This window comes from Kitasatospora sp. NPDC057198 (assembly GCF_042670125.1).
Lineage (GTDB): Bacteria > Actinomycetota > Actinomycetes > Streptomycetales > Streptomycetaceae > Kitasatospora.
On the sequence record NZ_JBHUWH010000201.1, the window covers coordinates 1 to 13,268 of the forward strand.

A 13,268-nucleotide genomic window follows, 5' to 3' on the forward strand; every position below is an offset into this window, starting at 1 on the left:
CTCCGGGGGACCGTCAGATCAGGCCCTGGGCGAGCATCGCGTCGGCGACCAGTTCGAAGCCGGCGATGTTCGCGCCGACCACGTAGTTGCCGGGGCTGCCGTACTTCTCCGCGGTGGTGTAGCAGGAGTCGTGGATGTGCTTCATGATCTCGCCGAGGCGGGCCTCGGTGTGCTCGAAGGTCCACGAGTCGCGGGAGGCGTTCTGCTGCATCTCCAGCGCCGAGGTGGCCACGCCGCCGGCGTTGGCGGCCTTGCCGGGGGCGAAGGCCACGCCGGCCTCCTGGAAGACCCGGACGGCCTCGGGGGTGGTGGGCATGTTGGCGCCCTCGGCGACGGCCTTGACGCCGCCCCGGACGAGGGCGAGGGCGTCCGCCTCGTGCAGCTCGTTCTGGGTGGCGCAGGGCAGCGCCACGTCGCAGGCGACGTTCCACACGCCGGTGCCGGCCACGTACTTCACGTGCGAGCCGCGCGCCTCGGCGTAGTCGGAGACCCGGCCGCGGCGGGTCTCCTTGATGTCCTTGAGCAGGGCCAGGTCGATGCCCTTCTCGTCGACCACGTAGCCGGTCGAGTCGGAGCAGGTGAGCACGGTCGCGCCGAGCTGCTGGGCCTTCTCGATCGCGTAGATCGCCACGTTGCCGGAGCCGGAGACCACCACGCGCTGGCCGGCCAGGCTCTCGCCGCGGGTGCGCAGCATCTCCTCGGTGAACATCACGCAGCCGTAGCCGGTGGCCTCGGTGCGGGCCTGCGCGCCGCCCCAGCCCAGGCCCTTGCCGGTGAGCACGCCGGACTCGTAGCGGTTGGTGATCCGCTTGTACTGGCCGAACAGGTAGCCGATCTCGCGGCCGCCGACGCCGATGTCACCGGCCGGGACGTCGGTGTACTCGCCGAGGTGGCGGTGCAGCTCGGTCATGAAGGACTGGCAGAAGCGCATGATCTCGGCGTCCGAGCGGCCCTTGGGGTCGAAGTCGGAGCCGCCCTTGCCGCCGCCGATCGGCATGCCGGTGAGGGCGTTCTTGAAGATCTGCTCGAAGCCGAGGAACTTGACGATGCCCAGGTTGACCGAGGGGTGGAAGCGCAGGCCGCCCTTGTAGGGGCCGAGGGCGCTGGAGAACTCCACCCGGAAGCCGCGGTTGACGTGGATGCCGCCCTTGTCGTCGGACCACGGCACCCGGAAGATCAGCTGCCGCTCGGGCTCGCAGACCCGCTCGATGATCCGGGCGTCGACGAGCTCGGGGCGCTGCAGCAGCACCGGGCCGAGGGTTTCGAGGACCTCGCGGACCGCCTGGTGGAACTCGTTCTCGCCCTGGTTGCGGCGCAGCACTTCCTGGTACAGCGGCTCGATCAGGCGGGCGCCGGCGTCGGTGGACGCGGCAGAGCTGGGGGTGGCCGGCATTCAGGCACAACCTTCCGTGATCGGATGGTGCACGAGGGCACTCCCGTCCCGGGAGCGCCCCTGGTCCTCCTCGCCGTTGAGGACCGCCGGCGGCGCGCCTGACACGCGCCGGTCGACGGGGTGGGACCGGTGGTCTGCACCATTGTCACAGGGCTGACCTGCGCGCATCGACAGTATGTCCACGATGTGAACACCTGAATGGGTTATTTCGGTCACCCGAAAGGTAAAGATTGGTTCATCGGCGCCCCATCTGCCGGGCTACCGTACGCAAACTCGGTGGACGGTGTGAGTTCGCTGTGAGTTCCGGGCGTGTCTGGGAGGATCCCGGGTCCTTCCCGGCGGTCGGCCCACCGCCGGGAAGGACCGGCCCTCAGCGGCGCGGCTGGATCCACCAGGCGGTGGTGGCCGGCGGCAGCACCCCGGCCGGGCACGGGCCGGAGGACAGCAGCGGCTGCCCGGTCACCGGCGCCGGCGCCGGGACGGTGCCGAAGTTGATCGCCACCAGCAGGCCGTCGCCCCGGACGAAGGCCAGCACGTTCGGCGGCGTCTCCAGCCAGCGCAGCGTCCCCTCGCCCAGCTGCGGCAGCAGCCGGCGCAGGTGCAGCGCCTCCCGGTACAGGTGGTACGCCGAGGTGTGGTCGGCCAGCGCCCGCTCGGCGGTGTACCCGGCGAACGAGGCCGGCTGCGGCAGCCAGGTCGGCGCCGAACCCTCCGGCCCGAACCCGTACGGGGCCTCGGCCCCGGCCCACGGCAGCGGGACGCGGCAGCCGTCCCGGATGCCCTTGCGGCTGCCCGTGCGGTGGAAGATCGGGTCGGTGATCACCTCGTCCGGCAGGTCGTCGACCTCCGGCAGGCCCAGCTCCTCGCCCTGGTACAGGTACGCCGCGCCCGGCAGCGACAGCATCAGCAGCGCCGCCGCCCGGGCCCGCTCGGGGCTGCCGAAACGGGTCGTGGTGCGGACCTGGTCGTGGTTGTTCAGCACCCAGGTCACCGTCGAACCGGTCGCCGTGATGTCCCGCACCGCCGCGTCGATCACCTGGTGGAAGTGCTCGGCGTCCCACGGCGCGTGCAGCAGGTGGAAGAAGAACGCCTGGTGCAGCTCGTCCCCGCGCACGTACTTGGCCTGCTCGGCCGGGGTCGGCACCGACGCCTCGCCGACCAGCAGCCGCTGCCGGCCGTCCAGCGCCGTGTACTCCTCGCAGATCGCCCGCCAGGAGCGCCACACCTCGTGCACCTCCGGCTGGTTCCAGGCCAGCGGGTTGACCGAGTCGCGGGTGCGCTCGTCCGCGTCCGGGTCCGGGGAGTCCGGCAGCTCCGGGTGCTTGAACAGGCCCGCCGCCACGTCGATCCGGAAGCCGTCCACGCCCCGGTCCAGCCAGAACCGCAGCACCTTCTCGAACTCGACCGGCACCTCGGGGTTGCGCCAGTTCAGGTCCGGCTGCTCCGGGGTGAACATGTGCAGGTACCACTGGCCCGGGGCGCCGTCCGGCTCGGTGATCCGGGACCACGCCGGGCCGCCGAACATCGCCCGCCAGTTGTTCGGCGGCAGCTCGCCGTCCGCGCCCCGGCCGTCGGCGAAGTGGAACCGGGCCCGCTCCGGGCTGCCGGGGGCGGCGGCCAGTGCCTCCAGGAACCACGGGTGCTCGGCCGAGCAGTGGTTCGGCACGGTGTCCAGCACCAGGCGCAGGCCCAGCTTCCGGCAGTCCTCGACCAGCAGGTCGAAGTCCTCCAGGGTGCCGAACATCGGGTCCACGCCCTTGTAGTCCGCCACGTCGTAGCCGTGGTCGTGCTGCGGCGACGGGTAGAACGGGTTCAGCCAGACCCCGTCCACGCCCAGCCGCTTCAGGTACGGCAGCCGGGCCCGCACCCCCGGGAGGTCGCCGATGCCGTCGCCGTCGGAGTCCTGGAAGCTGCGCACGTACACCTGGTAGATCACCGCGTCGCGCCACCAGAGCACGTCGGGGGCGGCCTGGGCCGGCTGTTCCTCCGGGAGGACGCCGTCGGCGGTGAGGACGGCGGAGGCCCCCAGGGCCCCGAGGGGCTCGGTGGGGCGCGGCGGGTCGGCCGGGACGACGGACGTGATCATGCGTCACCTTCACGGGAGCGCGCGAGGGAGGTCGCGCTGACAGGCACGGGCCCCGCCTGACCTACCGTCAGTTCCTCGGGGATACCTAGATGTTAGGTATAGGCCAAAGAGCATGTCCAGGAGACAGGAGGTGAAGATGTCACCTCCTGGGGCGAAGAGTGCCACCAGTCGGGGCGAATCAGGGCGAATAAGGGGGCGCACAACGGGGTAGGGCAAAGCCCAGGAGAGCCGCCCGGCGTACGACCGACGAAGTTCGGCCGCACGGCGCACTCCCCCCACCCATCTCGAAGGGAGCACCCGAGTGCGGCTTCCGCTCCTCGCGCTGCTTGCCACCGGCCCCGCGCACGGCTACCAGCTCCGGCGCGCCCTGGAGTCCACGTTCGGCCCGGCCTACGCCCGCACCAACGACGGCCAGGTGTACGTCACGCTCGGCCGGTTGGAGAAGTCCGGCCTGATCGAGGGCCAGGACGTCGCCCAGGACGGCCGCCCGGCCAAACGCGTCTTCGTCCTCACCGAGGACGGGCGGCGCGCCCTCGCCGACTGGTTCGCCCGCCCCTCCGACGGCGCCAAGGTCCGCGAGGAGTTCTTCCTCAAGCTCGTCCTCGCCCCGCGCACCCGCCTCGCCGACCCGCGCGCCCTGATCGACCTCCAGCGCTCCCACTGCCTCGCCACCATCCGCGGCCTGCACGCCACCGCCGACCAGGCCCCCGACCACGGCGTCTCCCGCCTGCTGATCGAGGGCGAGGTCCTCCACCTGCAGGCCGAACTCGACTGGCTGGAGCGCTGCCAGCAGGAGTTCACCTGAGCCGACGGCCCTGGCCCCGGCCCTGACCGGCCCCGGCCCCGACCGGCCCCGGCCGCGGAATCAGCCGGTCCCGGCCGGTGCCGCCCGCTCGCCGCCCCCGCCGCCCCCGCCGCCCGTCACGGCGCGCCGCAGCTCCGGCGTCGAGGCGGCCACCGCGCCGACCGCCAGCAGGCAGAGCAGGCCCCCGCCGACCAGCGCGGCGGCGGCCCCGCCCCAGGCCGCGACGGCGCCCGCGCGCAGGTTGCCGAGCTGCGGCCCGGCCTGGCCGACGACGGTCTCCGCCGCCGTCACCCGGCCGAGCACCGCGTCCGGGGTGCAGGTCTGCACGACCGTGGTGCGGGCGAGCACCGCCAGCGCGTCCGCGCCGCCGGCCACGACCAGCAGGAGCAGCCCCGTCCAGGCCCGGTCGGTCAGCCCGAACGCGGCCAGCGCGCCGCCCCAGACCGCCGAGGCGGTCAGCATCACCGGACCGGGCCGGCCGAACCTGGTCACCGGCCCGGAGAACGCCATGGCGACCACCCCGCCCACCGCCAGCGCGGACAGGAACAGGCCGAGGGTGCGCGGGCTCCCGCCGAAGCGCTCGGTGTTCACCAGCGGGAACAGCGACACCGGCATCGACAGCACCGTCGCCGCCAGGTCCGTCAGCAGCGCGCCCCGCACCACCCGGTGGCCGGCCAGGAAGCGCAGCCCGTCCGCCACCCCGCCCAGGCCCGACCGGGCCGCGCCGCCCACCGGGGGCAGCGGCGGCAGGCCGAACGCGCACGCGAAGGAGACGCCGAAGCTCGCCGCGTCCAGCAGGTAGCACACCCCGACGCCCCACCGGCCGAGCACCACGCCCGCCACCGCCGGACCGACCAGCATCATCGCCTGCCCCGTGACCTGGTTGAGGGCCAGGCCCGCCGCGACCTGGTCCTTCGGCAGCAGGCGCGGCACGAACACCCCCGCCGCCGGAGCGCCCAGCGCGCCGAAGGACGCCTGCACGGCGACCAGCGCCAGCACCGCGCCCACCGGCAGGCGGCCGGAGAGGCCCTGCACCGCCAGCAGCAGCGAGCAGGACGCCTGGCCCGCGTTGCCCAGCAGGTAGATCCGGCGCCGGTCGGCCCGGTCGACCCAGGCCCCCGCGAACAGGCCGACCCCGACCATCGGCAGCGCCTGCGCCAGGCCGACCGCCCCGCTCCACACCGGGCTGCGGGTGCTGTCCCACACCTGGAACATCACGGTCACCACGGTCATGAAGCTGCCCAGGGTGGACACCGTCCGCCCGAACAGCAGCCACCGGAACAGCCGGGAGGTGCGCAGCGGCCGGACGTCGAGCAGGGCTCGGGCGAGGTTCACGGGACGCACGGGGGGAGGGCGGGAACGGGCTCGGACACGCCGAGGACCCTAGCCCATCACCCGGCCGGCCGGCCCCGCCGGCAGGAGGCCGGCGACTCCTCGGCGGCCCCGGGATCAGGTCGACAGGCAGTAGAGGCGGTCGGCGGCCGCGGTGGCGGAACGGGCCAGCCGGGCCAGGGAGGTGAGGATCTCGGTGGCCGACTCGGGGTCGAAGTCGACGCCGTCGTCCGCCAGTTCGCGGACCCAGCGGGCGGCGGTCGCGGCGAGCAGGGTCGGGGCGGCGGTGGCGAGGCGGGCCTGCAGGGCGGGCGAGAGGGCGAGCAGGAGCGGGCCGTCCCCGCCGTCCGGGGGCAGTTCGTCCTCCGGGCGCTCCTCGGCGAGCACCTCGTCGAAGCCGCGGCCGGTGAGCAGGGCCTCCCAGCCGGTCAGCGCCTCGTCGGCGTCGAAGTTGCCGTACTCCAGCGCCTCGACGAAGGAGCCGGGGCCGCGGGCGGCGGCCGTGGCGGCGGCGTGGCCGGGGGCGCGGAAGAAGGTGACGATCACGCTCATGGGGTGTCCGTGGTGGTGTCGGGGCGGCGGTGCTCAGCGCAGGCCGGACTGCATGCCGATCAGGAGCCAGTCGAGGGCGCGGTGGAAGTCGCGTTCGCGCAGGACGTGGTCGGGCTCGGCGGGGCGATCGACCAGGACGCCGGAGTCGGCGACGCCCGGCAGGTCGCGGACGGCCTCGGTGATCTCCTCGATCAGGTCGTCGGTGGTGCTGTTGGCCTCGGCGGCCTTCTCGGACCAGTTGACCTCGGTGGCGGTGAAGCCGTAGGTGTACTGGAAGATCGCCGAGAGGGCCGCCATCGCATCGGCCTCGGAGAGCGGGGAGGAGCGGGCGATCTCCAGGGCGCGGGCGGAGTAGCGGACCGAGTTCGGGCCGATGTTCAGGTAGTCGCCGTAGATCCGGATCGCCCAGGGATGCGCCAGCATGGCCGCGCGCCACGTCACGGCCAGGGCGCGCAGGCCGGACTGCCAGTCGGTGCCGTCCCCCGCCTCCGGCAGGGACATCTCGCCGGCCACCACGTCCAGCGCCAGCTCCAGCAGGTCGTCCTTGTCGGCGACGTACCAGTAGAGGGACATCGGCGTGACGTCCAACCGGGCGGCCAGCGCGCGCATCGAGAACCTCGCCTCGCCTGACTCGTCCAGCAGCCGGACCGCCGCGGAGACGATCACCTCGCGGTCCAGGCTGCCCGGCCCGCCCTCGCCCGCCCGCGGGGAGCGGCGGCCGCGGACCGGGCCGGGGGTGAGCCAGACGCTTTTCTTGACCTGCGAGGCTCGCTTGCTGGCCACGCTGCTCCTTCGCTTCGACGGGGTGTCACCACCGTACGGCCTGGGGGAGAGCGGCGGCCGGGAAGGGGCGGTCAGTGGGCGGCGGGGACGGGCTCCGGGGCGGCGTCGTCGGAGGGGGCGCCGGCCGGGCGGTCGGCGCGGTACAGCAGGGCGGCCGAGACCAGGCCGCCGAGCAGGACGGCCGCGGCGCCGATCAGCTGGCTGGACGTCAGGCCGTGGGCGAAGGCGTCGTGCACCGCGGCCCGCGCGGTGTCGTCGGGGGCGGCGGCCAGCGCCTCCGGCAGCGACTTCGCGGCCGAGGCCGGGACGCTCCCGGGCAGGCCCGCCGCGAAGCGGGAACCGAGGACCGCGCCGAGCACCGCCACGCCCAGGCCGCCGCCGAACTCGGTGACCGTGCCCTGCACGCCCGCGCCCGCGCCGGCCCGCTCCGGCGGGATGGCGCCCATCACGGCCGCCGCCATCGCCGGGTTGGCGACCGCGATGCCGCAGCCCATCAGCACCAGGCCCGCCAGCAGCCCCGGGTACCCGTGGCCGGAGCCCAGCGCCGCGACCAGGGCCAGGCCGCCGGCCAGCAGCCCCATGCCGATCGCGACGGCCCCCGCGAAGCCGATCTTCGGCAGCAGCCGGGCGCCGACCCCCGACAGGTTGAGCAGCACGATCACCAGGGCCAGCGGCGACATCCGCAGACCGGCCTCCAGCGGCCGGTAGCCGAGCACCAGTTGGAGGTACTGGGTGAGCAGGAACAGCGAACCGGCCATGCCGAAGGCGACCAGGATGCCGCCCGCCACCGCGCCGTTGAAGCGGCGGTTGCGGAAGAAGCCCAGGTCGAGCATCGGGGTGGGGGTGCGGGCCTCCCAGGCGACGAAGCCCGCCAGCGCGGCCAGGCCGACCGCGCCCGCCAGCAGCACCTGGCCGGAGCCCCAGCCGTGCACCGGGCCGGAGATGATCGCGTACACCAGGCCGACCATGCCGACGGTGGACAGCACCGCACCCGGGACGTCCGGCCGGCGGCCCGAAGGGTCCTTGCTCTCCGGGAGCAGGCGGGCGACCGCGACCAGGCCGACCAGCGCCACCGGGACGTTGATCAGGAAGATCGAGCCCCACCAGAAGTGCGCCAGCAGCACGCCGCCGAGCAGCGGGCCGCCGGCGAAGCCCAGCGAGCTGACGGCGCCCCAGACGCCGATCGCCTTCGGCACCTCGGGGCCGTGGAAGACCTGCACCACCACCGCCAGCGTGGTGGTCATCAGCAGCGCACCGCCGATGCCCATCCCGGCCCGGGCGGCGATCAGCTGGCCGGAGGACTGGGCCAGGGCCGCCGCCGCGGAGCCGGCGCCGAACAGCGCCAGGCCGATCAGCAGCGCGCGCCTGCGCCCGTACCGGTCGGACAGGCTGCCGGCGGTCAGCAGCAGGCCGGACTGGACCAGGGCGTACGCGTTGATCATCCACTGGATGTCGGCGGTGCCCGCGCCCAAGTCCTCCGTCAGGGAGGGGATGGCCACGTTGAGCACGGTGTTGTCGAGCAGCACCACCAGCGTGACCAGGCAGACCACCGCCAGGATGACCCACCGCCGCGGGTCGGGCGCGGGGGTCGTGCGGACGGAGTCGTGGGACAAGGAGGCTCCCGGGAGAAGGGGTGGGGGCGGCCGGGCGGCCGCTCGTTGTACACCGTAGAGGAGTTCTTCTACGGTGTACAACGCTTTTCCCGGGAGGGGCCGGCGGAGGGGCCGGCGGGAGGGGCGGGACGGTTCAGACGGACATCCCGCCGTCCACCGCGAGGCTCGCGCCGGTGATGCCCGCGCCCGCCGGGGAGGCCAGCAGCAGTACCGCCGCGGCGACCTCCTCCGGGCGGGTCAGCCGGCCGGTGGCGGTGCGGCCGGTGAAGTGCCGCACCAGGCCCGGGTAGTCGGTGCCGAGCACCTCCGCCGCCCGCGGACCGCGCTCGGTGAACCAGTCGGTTTCCACCGCGCCCGGACACACGCAGTTGGCGGTGACGCCGTACGCCCCGACCTCCCTGGCCAGCACCCGGGTGAAGCCGATCAGCGCGTGCTTGGCGGCCGCGTACGCGCACAGCCCCGGGTCCGGGTCGCGGCCCTCGACCGAGGCGATGTTGACGATCCGCCCGGAGCGCTGCGGCAGCAGGTGGGCCAGCGCGCGCCGGGTGGTGTGCAGCGCGGAGTCCAGGTTGAGGGCCAGCGTCTCGTGCCAGGCCGCGTCGGTGATCTCGGCGACGGTGGCGAACTCGGTGGCGCCGCCCACGTTGTTCACCACCACGTCCAGGTGCCCGTAGCGCTCGACCGCCCCGTCCACCGCGCGCTCGGCGTCCGCCCGGACGGTGGCGTCGGCGGCCAGGAAGGCGACGTCCGCGCCGCCGTCCAGCCGGGCCAGGGCGGCGCGGCCGGCGGACTCGGAGCGGCCGGTGACCAGCAGCCGGGCGCCGTGGGCGTGCAGGGTGTGGGCGATGGCCAGGCCGATGCCGCGGGTGCCGCCGGTGATCAGGGCGACGTTCCCGGTGAGGTCCATGGGGGCTGCTCCCGTCGTGGGGGAAGGTGCGGGGGGAGTCGGGGCGGTCGGGGGCGGTGGTGCAGGGCGAGGGTGGCGGTGTGCGGCCGGCCGGGCAGGTGCACCGGCAGCAGGTGCCAGCCGAGCGGCGCCCGGTCCCGCCCCAGCCGGACCACGGCGGGCCGGGGCCGCAGGACCAGCTCCACGTCCACCAGGGCGCGCAGCAGCGGCCAGCCGAGGGCCTTGGCGACGGCCTCCTTCGCCGTCCAGAGCGACAGGAACCCCGACTTCCGCAGGACGGGCGGGAGTTCGGCCAGCGCGGCCCGCTCGGCGGCGCTCAGGGCGAACTCCAGCAGGTGCGCGGACGGGGGTGCGGCCAGGTGCTCGACGTCGATGCCGAGCAGGGCGCCGCGGTCCGGGGGCGCCAGCACGGCCGCGACGGTGACCGGCCCGCTGTGCGCCGCGGACAGCCGCAGCGGCGGGAACCGCTCGGGGGCGGCCAGCGCGGGGCGGCCCAGCCGGTCGCGGACCACGCCGACCTCGGCCGCGGGCCGGGCGCAGCGGGCCGCCACCGCGTGCCGCAGCAACGCGTGCCCGCGGAGCGGCGGCCGCTGCGGACTGACGTGCCACCAGAGGTCGACCGGGCCCGCGGCGGTGGCCAGCCGGCGGTGCCGCGCGCCGCTCAGGGACGGGAGCACGGGGCGGGCGGCCGGAGCCGGGTCAGGACGGTGCCGTGCAGGCCGGTCAGCTGGGCGACGACCAGGCCGTCCGCCGTGCTCGCGGTGCTGGTGCCGGTCGCGGCGGAGTGCCGCAGCCACAGCCCCTCCGGGTGGGCGAGCAGCAGGTCGTGGTCGTCGCCGGGCCGGTGCAGGGTGATCCGCTCGATGTGCCGGGGCACCGCCACGGGGTGCCGGCCATCCGGCTCGGGTGCGAGGGCGGGGGTGCGGGCCAGGCTGTCCAGCAGCACGGCCGGGGTGCCGAGCCGGGGCAGCGCGGCCAGGGCGTCCGGGTCGGGCCGCCAGTGGGCGGCGGTGCCGGTGGCGGTGGCGCGGCACCCGTCGGTGGCGCGGAAGGGGCCGGTGAGGAGGACGGGCGAGGACGGGTCGTAGTACGGGTCGTAGGAGGGGGCGGGATCGGGGGAGGGGACGGAGGAAGGGTCGCAGGAGGGGGCGGGCCGGTCGGGGAACGGGGCGTGCGGGGTGAACAGCGGTGCCGGGCCACCGAGCCGGACGGTGGCGCGGAAGTGCTCGCGGTCGGCGGCCAGCACCCGCCCGTCCGGCGCCAGCACGTCCGAGCGGACGCTCACGTGCACGGCGTACACCGGGCGGGACGGGAGGCCGGGCACGGGGGACGGGCGCAGCCGGGCCTCGATCCGGAAGCGGGCGGGGCGGCCGTCGGTGCGGGCGCGGACCCAGGTGCGGAAGGCCAGGCGGTCGAGGCCGCGGACGGGCACCCCCGGGCAGAGGGTGCGGGCGGCCTGGGCGGCGAGCTCGGCCAGCAGGACGCCCGGCACGGTCGGGCGGCCGTCCACCAGGTGGTGGCGGAGGAAGGCGTGGGTGTCCAGGGCGAGCAGCAACTCCCAGACGGCGCGGCCGGGTTCGAGGTGGACGGGGGCGCCGAGCAGCCCGGGGACGGTGGACCCCGGGGCCGTGGGAGCGGTGGGGGTGGCGGGGGAGGCGGTGTCGGGGGAGGCGGGGGTGTCGGGGGTGCGCAGGCCGGGGAAGCGGGTGTCGAAGGAGTGGTGCTCGGCGGTGCCGACGAAGGTGACCAGCCGCTCCGTCCGGCCCTCCGGGCGGGCGCGGCGGCGCAGTTCGGCCAGGAAGTGCCCGACGCCCTCGGCGGTGCTCATCCGGGACAGCCGCGCGGTGCGGGCCGTGTACGCCTGGACGACCGGGCCGGAGCCGAGGCCGGTCTCGTCCCAGATCGTCCAGGCGATGGTGAACTCCCGGTCGTCGGAGGCGGATTGGGCGGCGGCGGAGAGGAAGTCGTTGGCGGGGGAGTAGTCGCTCTCGCCCGGCAGGCCGGCCACGCCGGTGACCGAGCCGAAGTTGCACCACAGCCCCGGGGCGAGCGGGCCGTCGAACGCGGCGCGCAGGTGGTGGTAGCCGGCGAGCTTGACGTCGCGGATCCGGCGCATGCCCGGCAGCGTCTTGCGGGTGATGTCGCCCGGGTGGTGCAGCCCCGCGCCGTTCACCAGCAGGTTGACCCGGCCCTCCCGGGCCCGGACCGCTTCGGCGACGGCCCGGACGGCGGCCGGGTCGGACACGTCACAGGTGTGGAAGTGCACGTGCTCGACGCCGCAGGACGCCCGCAGCGCGCGCAGCGTCAGCGCAGACTCGCGGGCGTGCAGCAGCCGGTCGAAGTCGGCGCTGATCTCGCCCACCGGGCGCCCTGGGGTACGGGCCCGCTCGGCGGTGATGTGGCGGGCCCGGGCGGCGGGCAGCTCCGACTCCGGGGCGTCCAGCAGCTCGGCCGGCACATCGGCGGGCCGACTGGAGCCCACCAGGTGCACCCGGAGCGGGAGTTGACCGGCCAGGCCGAGCAGGCAGGCGGCGGTGATGCCGCGCGCGCCGCCGGTGGCCACCACCACCGGGTGCGGTGGCAGCGGGGGCCCGTCCTCCTCCGGTGCGGGACGGACCGGGTCGTGCGCGGACAGGCGCTGGACCAGCCGGACGCCGTCACGGTGCCGGGCCACCGGCAACCCGTCGGCCGGGCGGGCGAGTTCGCCCTCCAGCGCGGACAGCACGACCGCCGGATCGGTGCGGTCGGAGACCAGTGCGCGGACGGTGCACTCCGTCAGCTCCCAGGCCAGCGACTTGACGAACCCGGTGAACAGGTGGGCGTGCGGCGCGGGCTCGCCCGCGCGGAACGGCGAGGCCACGCCGACCGCCAAGGTGGCGAGCGCGTCGCGGAGTTGGCGCACCGCCCAGAACGCCGCCTCCTGCACGGCCAGCAGGTCGGCCGTCGGCGGCGCGGGCCACGGCGGCGCGGCGTGCAGGTCGGCGACCACCCGCAGGTGCCGGAACCCCGCCGGACACCCGGCCAGGACGCGGTCGACGGCCCGCCCCGGGTCCTCGCCCGCCCCGACGGCGAGCAGCCGGACGCCGGGCGCGGCGGCCCGGAGGGCGGACTCCTGCGCGGGGCCGGTGATCAGCAAGGTGTCGGCGGGGAAGGGGAGTTGCCGCGGCTCGGGCCGGCCGGACGGCTGCCAGGACAGGGTGTGCCGCCAGGTCAGCGGTCGGGCAGGGACGGGAGCGATGGGGCGGGCGGTGGCGGGAGCGGTGGTGGCGGGGCGGGCGGAGGCGGGAGCGGTGGGGCGGTCGGTGGCGGGAGTGACGGGGGGTTCGGGGGGGGGGGGGGGGGGGGGGGGGGGGGGGGGGGGGGGGGGGGGGGGGGGGGGGGGGGGGGGGGGGGGGGGGGGGGTGACCAGGTGGCGGACGGCTGCCAGCAGGTCGTCCGCGCCCGGGTAGCTCCACCGGTCGGGCCCGGCCGGGGGCCGCTCCGGCTGCTCCGGCCGCTCCGGCCGTTCCAGTTCGGCGAGGACGGACTCGAGCGTGTCGAGCACCGGCCAGCGCCGGGCGCGCGCGACCGAGGCCCGGGTGAGGACCAGCCCGAACGCGCCCTCCGCCGTCGGCGGTTCGGGGTCGGAGACGCCGTTGACGCCCAGCACCAGAGCCAGTTCCAGCTCCCCGCGCCGCAGGTGCGCCGCCGCCGCCCGGAGCGCGGTGCGGCCCGAGGTGGGGCCGGTGTCGAGCGTCATCGTCGGCCCGTGCAGGTCGTACCGGGCGGCGACCCGGGCCGGGATCACGTTCGGCATC

10 protein-coding genes and 1 pseudogene are annotated in these 13,268 nt (G+C 75.7%); 1 reads left to right on the forward strand and 10 read right to left on the reverse strand.

The features are described from left to right. Positions 1-13 precede the first annotated feature (13 nt). Both gdhA and ACFUEL_RS22060 read right to left on the reverse strand, forming a co-directional pair. Complete coding sequence (gene gdhA / locus ACFUEL_RS22055; protein ID WP_380238223.1) at positions 14-1,393, reverse strand: NADP-specific glutamate dehydrogenase; 1,380 nt, start codon at positions 1,391-1,393, stop codon at positions 14-16. Positions 1,394-1,763: 370 nt separating this feature from the next. Next, positions 1,764-3,479, reverse strand: a complete 1,716-nt coding sequence (locus tag ACFUEL_RS22060) for a glycoside hydrolase family 13 protein (RefSeq protein ID WP_380238224.1) — start codon at positions 3,477-3,479, stop codon at positions 1,764-1,766. Between the two features lie 301 nt (positions 3,480-3,780). Between ACFUEL_RS22060 and ACFUEL_RS22065 the strand changes: the two genes are divergently transcribed. Next, on the forward strand, positions 3,781-4,284 hold the full coding sequence (locus ACFUEL_RS22065) for a PadR family transcriptional regulator (protein WP_380238225.1): 504 nt from the start codon (positions 3,781-3,783) through the stop codon (positions 4,282-4,284). A gap of 60 nt (positions 4,285-4,344) precedes the next feature. On the opposite strand, the gene ACFUEL_RS22070 is transcribed toward ACFUEL_RS22065, so the two are convergent. The 8 genes and pseudogenes from ACFUEL_RS22070 to ACFUEL_RS22105 form a co-directional block, all read right to left on the reverse strand. Beyond that, a complete protein-coding gene (locus ACFUEL_RS22070; protein ID WP_380238226.1) occupies positions 4,345-5,619 on the reverse strand; it encodes an MFS transporter in 1,275 nt (424 codons plus the stop codon). Positions 5,620-5,733: 114 nt separating this feature from the next. Next, positions 5,734-6,168 (reverse strand): hypothetical protein, encoded by a 435-nt coding sequence (locus ACFUEL_RS22075; protein WP_380238227.1) that lies wholly within the window; start codon positions 6,166-6,168, stop codon positions 5,734-5,736. Positions 6,169-6,201: 33 nt separating this feature from the next. Further along, entirely contained in the window at positions 6,202-6,951 is a 750-nt protein-coding gene (locus tag ACFUEL_RS22080; RefSeq protein ID WP_380238228.1) for a TetR/AcrR family transcriptional regulator, read from the reverse strand. A 71-nt stretch (positions 6,952-7,022) separates the two neighbouring features. Further along, positions 7,023-8,564 (reverse strand): MFS transporter, encoded by a 1,542-nt coding sequence (locus ACFUEL_RS22085; protein ID WP_380238229.1) that lies wholly within the window; start codon positions 8,562-8,564, stop codon positions 7,023-7,025. Positions 8,565-8,697: 133 nt separating this feature from the next. After that, positions 8,698-9,471, reverse strand: coding sequence for an SDR family NAD(P)-dependent oxidoreductase (locus tag ACFUEL_RS22090; protein WP_380238230.1), 774 nt, complete (start codon positions 9,469-9,471; stop codon positions 8,698-8,700). Next, a complete protein-coding gene (locus ACFUEL_RS22095) occupies positions 9,444-10,148 on the reverse strand; it encodes a 4'-phosphopantetheinyl transferase family protein (protein WP_380238231.1) in 705 nt (234 codons plus the stop codon). Before ACFUEL_RS22095 ends, ACFUEL_RS22090 begins: the two co-directional genes overlap by 28 nt. Then, entirely contained in the window at positions 10,133-12,607 is a 2,475-nt protein-coding gene (locus ACFUEL_RS22100) for an SDR family NAD(P)-dependent oxidoreductase (RefSeq protein WP_380238232.1), read from the reverse strand. Before ACFUEL_RS22100 ends, ACFUEL_RS22095 begins: the two co-directional genes overlap by 16 nt. Before the next feature lie 504 nt (positions 12,608-13,111). Continuing rightward, positions 13,112-13,267: pseudogene (locus ACFUEL_RS22105) on the reverse strand (beta-ketoacyl synthase N-terminal-like domain-containing protein); the annotation flags it as partial. Position 13,268 lies beyond the last annotated feature (1 nt).

Bases quoted from the DNA above. Each gene is read 5' to 3' on its own strand.
- gdhA (WP_380238223.1), bottom strand. From the start codon at position 1,393: ATGCCGGCCACCCCCAGCTCTGCCGCGTCCACCGACGCCGGCGCCCGC.
- ACFUEL_RS22060 (WP_380238224.1), bottom strand. From the start codon at position 3,479: ATGATCACGTCCGTCGTCCCGGCCGACCCGCCGCGCCCCACCGAGCCC.
- ACFUEL_RS22090 (WP_380238230.1), bottom strand. From the start codon at position 9,471: ATGGACCTCACCGGGAACGTCGCCCTGATCACCGGCGGCACCCGCGGC.
- ACFUEL_RS22075 (WP_380238227.1), bottom strand. From the start codon at position 6,168: ATGAGCGTGATCGTCACCTTCTTCCGCGCCCCCGGCCACGCCGCCGCC.